The sequence below is a fragment of the Micromonospora echinofusca genome (assembly GCF_017614955.1).
Classification (GTDB): domain Bacteria; phylum Actinomycetota; class Actinomycetes; order Mycobacteriales; family Micromonosporaceae; genus Micromonospora; species Micromonospora echinofusca_A.
Map to the genome: position 1 here is coordinate 1 of NZ_WVUH01000673.1, position 1,102 is coordinate 1,102.

Annotated in this window: 2 protein-coding genes; one reads left to right on the top strand and one right to left on the bottom strand. The window is 72.1% G+C overall.

The genetic code is table 11. The features are described from left to right. Positions 1 to 339: helix-turn-helix transcriptional regulator (locus GSF22_RS33785; protein ID WP_208817943.1), on the bottom strand; the 339-nt coding region annotated here is incomplete at its 3' end. Positions 340 to 442: 103 nt separating this feature from the next. Here GSF22_RS33785 and GSF22_RS33790 point away from each other — a divergent pair. After that, on the top strand, positions 443 to 1,102 hold a 660-nt coding region (locus GSF22_RS33790; RefSeq protein WP_208817944.1), incomplete at its 3' end, for a tyrosine-type recombinase/integrase.

Consider the following 1,102-nt stretch of genomic DNA (forward strand, 5'->3'; position numbering starts at 1 on the left):
CAGTGGGGGTGGTAGGGCGGCGAGGAGTTTGGTTTCGGCGGCGGCGAGGACCGCGCCGAGGCCGAGTTCGGCGGCGGGGCCGGGCATGCCGGCCAGGAACAGGGTCTGGGCTTCCTGGGCGGTGAGGCCGGTGAGTCGGGTGCGGTAGCCGTCGAGGAGGTGGTATCCGCCGACGGGGCCGCGTTCGGCGTAGACGGGTACCCCGGCGGCGGCCAGTGCCTCCACGTCGCGGTAGACGGTGCGGACCGACACTTCCAGGGTGCGGGCGAGTTCGGGGGCGGTCATGCGGCCCCGGGCCTGTAACAGCAGCAGCAGGGACAGCAGCCGGCTCGCGCGCACGGGTCGAGGTTAGCCGCCTGGTCCGGGGTGGGTGGTGTCGCGGTCGGGTGTCTGTCGGGCGCGCCTGCGTCACCGCGACGGGTGAACCTGAGAACCTTTTGTCATGTCCGGTGGTGTTGTTCCTGTGGTTTCCCGTCCCGGTGGTCTTCCGGCGCTCGCCGCCGGTCCGGTGGATTTCACCGAGGCGTGGCTGCTCAACCGGCGGTTGTCCGAGCACACCCGGGTGGCGTACCGGCGGGACATCGCCGGCTGGCTGGGGTGGTGCGCGCAGGCGGACCTGGATCCGCTGGCGGTGACATTTCTGCACGTGAACGCGTATGCGCGGGCGTTGGAGGCGAGTGTGGACGCGCGGACCGGTCGGGTGTTGACCCCGGCGACGGTGGCGCGGAAACTGTCGGCGTTGTCGAGTTGGTACGACTTTCTGGTGAAGTTGCGGGCGGTGGAGGCCAATCCGGTGTCCGGCGCGGACCGGCCCCGGGTCGACCGGGACCATTCGGCCACGGTGGGGTTGACGCCGCAGGAGGTGGATGCCCTGTTGGCTGCCGCGGACGCGGACACCGGGCCCACGGCGGCCCGCAACCGGGCGGCGGTGGGTCTGCTGGCCGACCTGGGATTGCGGGTGGGGGAGCTGGTGTCGTTGGACCTGGCGGATCTGGGGGCCGAGCGGGGGCACCGCAGTGTCCGCTTCGTCGGTAAGGGTGGCCGGCCGCGGCGTCGGGCGTTGACGCCGGGTACGGCGTGGGCGATCGACGCGTACCTGGCG